Origin of the sequence: Kitasatospora sp. NPDC058406, from assembly GCF_042722765.1 — a bacterium.
Lineage (GTDB): Bacteria > Actinomycetota > Actinomycetes > Streptomycetales > Streptomycetaceae > Kitasatospora.
Genome location: NZ_JBHXKE010000372.1, coordinates 1 through 6,446 on the forward strand (window position 1 = coordinate 1; position 6,446 = coordinate 6,446).

The 6,446-nt window shown below is 72.7% G+C and carries 4 protein-coding genes and 1 pseudogene; 4 read left to right on the forward strand and 1 reads right to left on the reverse strand.

The window, feature by feature from the left end; all coding sequences use genetic code 11:
• The 3 genes and pseudogenes from ACFWOG_RS38725 to ACFWOG_RS38735 all read left to right on the forward strand — a co-directional run.
• Positions 1 to 297: pseudogene (locus ACFWOG_RS38725) on the forward strand (hypothetical protein); the annotation flags it as partial.
• A gap of 102 nt (positions 298 to 399) precedes the next feature.
• Positions 400 to 1,410 (forward strand): zinc-binding dehydrogenase, encoded by a 1,011-nt coding sequence (locus ACFWOG_RS38730; protein WP_380364245.1) that lies wholly within the window; start codon positions 400 to 402, stop codon positions 1,408 to 1,410.
• 131 nt (positions 1,411 to 1,541) lie between these two features.
• A complete protein-coding gene (locus ACFWOG_RS38735) occupies positions 1,542 to 2,996 on the forward strand; it encodes an aldehyde dehydrogenase family protein (protein WP_380364247.1) in 1,455 nt (484 codons plus the stop codon).
• Positions 2,997 to 3,063: 67 nt separating this feature from the next.
• Here ACFWOG_RS38735 and ACFWOG_RS38740 read toward each other — a convergent pair whose 3' ends face one another.
• Positions 3,064 to 3,957, reverse strand: a complete 894-nt coding sequence (locus ACFWOG_RS38740) for a LysR substrate-binding domain-containing protein (RefSeq protein WP_380364249.1) — start codon at positions 3,955 to 3,957, stop codon at positions 3,064 to 3,066.
• Positions 3,958 to 4,374: 417 nt separating this feature from the next.
• Here ACFWOG_RS38740 and ACFWOG_RS38745 point away from each other — a divergent pair, with 417 nt between their 5' ends.
• Complete coding sequence (locus ACFWOG_RS38745; protein ID WP_380364251.1) at positions 4,375 to 6,387, forward strand: beta-galactosidase; 2,013 nt, start codon at positions 4,375 to 4,377, stop codon at positions 6,385 to 6,387.
• Positions 6,388 to 6,446: the final 59 nt, after the last annotated feature.

Sequence of the window (6,446 nt, forward strand, 5' to 3'; positions counted from 1 at the left end):
ACCATGTACCTCGCGCCGCTGAACGTCACCACCGGCATCGTGGTCCTCTTCCTCACCGGCTTCTTCGTCTACGGCCCGCAGTCCTCGTTCTGGGCGCTCTGCCCCGACATCGCCGGCAAGCGGATGGCCGGCACCGCGGTCGGCGCCGTCAACTGCTTCGCCTACCTCTTCGCCGGGACCGCAGAGCCCTTCATCGGCGGCCTGATGGACAGCACCGGCAACACCAGTCTCATCTTCCTCTTCGTGGCCGGGTGCTGCGGGTGCAGCGCGCTCACCGCCCTCACGATCCGACGCTAGGCGGAACCGGACATGACGCACCCCAGCACCGTGAACTCCGTACCCCGCGCCTCACTCCCGCCGACCGCGGCCGTCTGGTCCGGACCCGAGAAGGGGTTCAGCGTGGAACAGCAGCCCCTCCCCCGGCTCCTGCCCGGCGAGGTCCTGGTCCGCATCGAACTGGCCACCGTGTGCGGCAGCGACCTGCACACCATCGCCGGCCACCGGCCCACCCCGCTGCCGACCGTCCTGGGGCACGAAGCCGTCGGCGTCGTCGAGGCCGTCGGCGGCTCCCCCGTCCTCGCCGACGGCCGGCCCGTCGCCCCCGGCCAGCGGGTCACCTGGACGATCGGCACCTCCTGCGGCACCTGTCGGCGCTGCACCCGCGGCGTCCCGCAGAAGTGCGAGAGCGTCCGCAAGTACGGCCACGAGGCCATCACCGACCACTGGCGGTACAACGGCGGTCTCGCCACCCACTGCCACCTGGTCGCGGGCACCGGCCTGGTCGCCGTCCCCGACGAGCTGCCCGCCGGGGTCGCCGCACCCGCGAACTGCGCCACCGCCACCGTCGTGTGCGCGGCCCGGCGCACCGAACTCACCGCCGGCGACAACGTGCTCGTGATCGGTTGCGGCATGCTCGGCCTCACCGCCATCGCCTACGCCCTCGACCGCGGCGCCCGCAACGTCATCGCCTGCGACGTCGACGCGGGCCGGCGGCACCTTGCACTGGAGTTCGGGGCCGGTGTCGCCTGCTCCCCGGGCGCGCTGGAAACAGCGGTCAAGGAGTTCGGCGCGGACGTCGTCTTCGAACTGTCCGGCCGCCACGCGGCCGTCCAGTCCGCCCTGGACCTCGTCGGGCTGGACGGCCGCGTGGCCCTCGTCGGCTCCGTGTCCCCCGGCCCACAGGTGGCCTTCGAACCCAACACCTTCGTCCGCAACCTCACCCGTGTCGTCGGCAGCCACAACTACACGGTCGAGGACCTCACCGAGTCCGTCGACTTCCTCGTCCGCACCCCGGTGCAGGACCGGTTCGCCCGGCTCGTCCCCGACTCCTTCCCCCTCACGGACATCGACGCGGCCGTCGCCGCGGCCCGCACCGGGGCAGCCCCCCGGATCGCCGTCCACATGGGCTGATCACCCCCTCGCTGCCGGGTCGACGCCCCTGGCCCCTCATCAGGGCCGTCGGCCCGGCGTCCAACCGCACGGCCGCCCGTCCGACCGCACGGGCCACCTCCCTGCTCCCTCTTCCTGCCACGGAGTCCGCCATGTCGAATCCGCACCCCGAGCACCTGCTCAACCACATCGCCGGCCGCTGGTCGCCCTCGATCACGGGGCAGGTGCGACCGAACCTGAATCCGGCGGACACCTCCGACGTGATCGGCGAGTTCACGGAGTCCGGAGCCGGTGACGCCACCGCCGCCGTCACCGCGGCGGCCGCCGCCCAGCGGGACTGGGACGCGGTCGGGCCGATCGAACGCGCCAAGCTGCTCAAGGCCGCGGCCGCCCTGATCACCGAGCGCTCCGAGCTGTTCGCCGAGGCGATCACCAGGGAGCAGGGCAAGCGCCTGTCCGAGGGCCGGGGCGAGGTGGCGCGCTCGCTGACCATCCTGGACTTCACCATCGGCGAGGCCCGCCGCATCAACGGCGTCACCACCCCGGCCGAGGAGCCGCGCACCCTCGCCATGACGTTCCGGCGCCCGCTCGGCGTGGTCGGACTCATCACCCCGTGGAACTTCCCGGTCGCCATCCCGATGTGGAAGGTGGCGCCCGCCCTGATCGCCGGCTGCACGGCCGTCCTGAAGCCCTCGCCGCTGACCCCCTGGACCTCGGCGCTGCTGGTGCAGGCGTTCGTCGACGCCGGGCTGCCCGCCGGCGTCCTCAACCTCGTCCAGGGCGACCGCGACCCCGGCGAGGCCCTGGTCTCCGACCCGCGCGTCGCCGGCATCTCCTTCACCGGCTCCCTGCCGGTCGGACAGGCCATCAACCGGGCCGGCGCGGGCCGGCTGATGCGCGCCCAGCTCGAACTGGGCGGCAAGAACGCGCTCATCGTGCTCGCCGACGCCGACCTCGACGCGGCCGCGGACGCCGTCATCCACGGCGCGTTCGGCCAGAGCGGCCAGCGGTGCAGCGCCACCAGCCGCGTCATCGTGGACCGCGCCGTCCGCGACGCGCTGCTGGAGCGCCTCGTCCCGCGCGTGTCCGCCATGCGGATCGGGCGCGGTGACCAGGACTGGGCGGACATCGGGCCGGTGGTCAACGAGGAGCGCCTGCAGGCCTGTCTGACCGCGGTGCGCACCGCCGTCGAGGCCGGCGCCACGCTGGCCTGCGGCGGCAAGGAAGCGGCCCTGGACACCCCCGGCTACTTCATGGAGCCCACGGTCCTGACCGACGTGGCCTGGGACAGCGAGATCGCCCAGGAGGAGGTCTTCGGCCCCGTCCTGTCCGTCATCGAGTGCGACGGCTACGAGGACGCCATGCGCATCTCCAACTCGGTGAAGTACGGGATGTCCGGCACCGTCTTCACCCAGAACCCGTCCCTGATGTTCCAGGCCCTCCAGGACTTCCAGGCGGGCATGCTGCACGTCAACCGCCCGGGTGTCGGCGCGTACTCCCACCTGCCGCACATGGGGGCGAAGGCCTCGCAGCTCGGCGCCCCGGAGTGCTCCCCGGACGTGTGGGACTTCTACACCGACCTGCGCTCCGCCTGCATCCGGTACTGACGCCCCGCCCGGCCCCGACCACCCCGCCGACCCCTCCGGCCCCGCCCGCCCCGACCTGTCCCGCCCGTCACCCGGGCCACTCGGAGACGGCTCCGACCAGCGCCACGAACGCCTCCTCCGGCGGCGTGAGCGCCCGGTCGGCCCGCCGTACCAGGGACACCGTCCGGACGGGCGGGGCCGGCACGACGGTCAGCGCCGCGAGCATCCCCGCCTCCGTCTCCTGGCGGATGACGTGCTCGGAGACGACCGCCAGGCCGAGCCCCCGGGAGACGGCCTGCTTCAGGGTGTCCGTCCCCCACATGTCCCACTGCTCGGCGCGCTCCAGCCCCCACGTCCGCAACGCGGACTCCTGGAGCCGACGGGTGGCGGAGCCCGCCTCGCGCATCAGGAACCGCTGGTCGGCCAGGTCGGCGGGGGTCAGGGCCCGGCCGATGAGGGGTGAACCCGGCTCCGCCACCAGCACCATGGCCTCCTCGAACATGCCCTGGGCGACGAGCTGTTCGTCCCGCGGCGTGCCGGCGCACAGCCCCAGCGCGACCTCGCCCCGCAGCAGCCACGACTCGACCGTCTCCTCGTTCCCCACCCTGATCTGGCAGGAGACCTTCGGGGCCCGCAGGGCGAACTCGGAGAGCAGCAGCGGCAGGAGGTAGGTGCCCAGGGTCGTCGTCCCCGCCAGCACCAGCCGGCCGGCGCCCAGGCCCCGGTGCTCGGCGACGGCGAGTTCCAGTTCGTCCATGATCCCGAAGATCCGCCGGGCGTGCTCGACCACGATCTCCCCGGCCGGCGTGGGGCGGGCGCCCTGGCTGGTGCGGTGGACGAGCTGGGCGCCGAGGGACCGCTCCAGGTTGCGGATGTGGTTCGACACGGCCGGCTGGCTGGTGAACAGCGACTTCGCCGCCCCGGAGAAGCCCCCGGACTCGATCACCTTCGTGAGTACTTCCAGCTGGATCAGGGTCACCATGCGCCGTACCTCCGTTGCACGCGGTCCTCGGCCCCGAGCACCGGCCCGGGGTGGAGTGGACCGGAAGGGGAATCCGCGTCCGCCCATGGAACGCGGACTCCGGCGTCGACGCAAGGCCTGACCGGCCGCCCGTGACGGAGTTTGGTCAGTGGGATGTTACCGGTATCAATTTTACTGTCAATGGTTATGCCAACATTAGCTACAACAGCCATGATGTCCGCTCAGATCGTTGATACCGGTCACATTCGTGTGTTGACTGTAGGGGTCCGGCCGCGGCGGCACCGCCCGCCCCGCCGGCCCACCCCCGTTCCGCACACCTTCTCCTGGGAGTGACGAGTGTCACAGCTTTCCCCCTCATCGACACCGAACCCGGCAACCGGGCCCGCAGCCGTGCCGGGAGCCGCATCCTGGGGCTCGGTGCCCCGACTCGCGTTCGGCGGTGACTACAACCCGGACCAGTGGGACCGGGACGTGTGGCGTGAGGACATCCGGCTGATGCAGCGGGCCGGCGTGAACCTCGTGTCGCTCGGCATCTTCTCGTGGTCGTGGATCGAGCCCGACCAGGACCGCTTCGACTTCTCCGGGATGGACGAGGTGATCGCCCTCCTGCACGAGGGCGGTGTGTCGGTCGACCTCGCCACCCCCTCGGCCTCGCCCCCTCCGTGGTTCTCCGAGGAGTACCCCGACGCCCAGTTCGTCGACCACCTCGGCCGGAGCCTGGGCCACGGCTCGCGCCAGGGGTTCTGCCCGTCCTCGCCGGACTACCGGCGACGCGCCGGCGTCGTCGCCGACCGGCTCGCCCGCCGCTACGGCGAGCACCCCGCCGTGGTGATGTGGCACGTCGGCAACGAGATCGGCGGCTACAACACGCACTGCCACTGCCCCACCAGCGCCGAGGCGTTCCGCAGCTGGCTGCGCGCCCGCCACGGCGACCTCGACGGCCTCAACCGGGCCTGGGGAACGGCCTTCTGGAGCCAGCGCTACAGCGCCTGGTCGCAGGTCCGGATACCCGGCGCCACGCCGGGCCGCACCAACCCCGCCCAGCAACTGGACTACTACCGCTTCGCCTCCGACGAGGTGCTGGCCTGCTACCGGACGGAACGCGACATCCTCCACCTCCACTCACCGGGACGGCCGGTGACCACCAACTTCATGGCCGGGTCGTTCAAGTGGGCCGACTACTGCGCCTGGGGAACGGAGGTCGACCTCGTCACCAACGACCACTACCTGGTCGCCTCCGACCCCGAGGCCCACACCGGGCTCGCCTTCAGCGCCGACCTCTCCCGGGGGATCGCCGCGGGCCGGCCCTGGTTGCTGATGGAGCACTCGACCTCGGCCGTCCAGTGGCAACCGCGGAACACCGCGAAGCGCCCCGGCGAGATGCTGCGCAACAGCCTCGCGCACATCGCCCGCGGTTCGGACGGGGCCTGCTTCTTCCAGTGGCGCCAGTCCGACTCCGGTGTGGAGAAGTGGCACTCCGCGATGGTCCCGCAGGGCGGTGAGTCCACCCGGATCTGGCAGGAGGTCGTCCGGCTGGGCGCGGTGCTCCGCAGGATCGGCGAGGTCGCGGGCTCCACGGTGACGGGCGAGGTCGCGATGCTGTGGGACTACGAGAACTACTGGGCCCTCGAAATGGGCGGCCGGCCGAGCGTCGACCTGGAGTACGCCACAGAGGCCGAGGCATGGCACCGCGCGGTCTGGCAACAGGGCGTGGTGTGCGACGTGATCCCCTCCGACGTCTCCGCCGACGTGCTGTCCCGGTACCGGCTCGTGCTGCTCCCCAGCCACTACCTGGCCACCCCCGGGACGGTCCGGGCGCTCACCGCGTACGTGCACGGCGGCGGCCACCTGCTGGTCGGTCCGTTCTCCGGACTCGTCGACCGCGACGACCGCCTCCACCCCGGCCCCCACCCGGGCGCCCTGCGGGACCTGCTCGGGCTGACCGTCGACGAGTTCCTGCCGTTGCGGGAAGGCGCCGCCCTGACCCTCGACAGCGGACTGACCGGGCGGATCTGGGCGGAGGCCGTCCACCCGGACGGCACGGACGGCGCCGTCGTCGACGCCCGGTTCGCCGACGGCCCCGCGGCGGGCGGGCCGGCCCTGCTGCGCCACAGCGCGGGCGCCGGCCTCGCGCGCTACGCCGCCACCCGCTTCGACGACTCCTCGCTGCGGGCGCTGATCGCGGGCGCGCTGGACGAGGCGGGCGTGGGCAGTACGGCGCCGGGCGCCGGCGACGGGGTGGAGGTCGTCCGCCGCACGGCGGAGGACGGGCGCAGCTGGCTGTTCGTCCTCAACCACACCGACGACACGGTCGAGGTCGCGTGCGGCGGGGTCGAGCTCCTCTCGAACACGACGATCACGGGCCGCCTGACCGTCGGGGCGGGCGACGTCGCCGTCGTCCGGGAGTCGGGCTCCCCGGACGCCGGCTGACACAAGTGGTGCCCGGCCCGCCGCCGCCGCCACCCCCAATACAGCTGCCACCACACCCC

What these genes read in the sequence shown, in the direction of transcription:
- ACFWOG_RS38740 (WP_380364249.1), bottom strand. Translation starts at nt 3,957, where the DNA reads ATGGTGACCCTGATCCAGCTGGAAGTACTCACGAAGGTGATCGAGTCC.
- ACFWOG_RS38735 (WP_380364247.1), top strand. Translation starts at nt 1,542, where the DNA reads ATGTCGAATCCGCACCCCGAGCACCTGCTCAACCACATCGCCGGCCGC.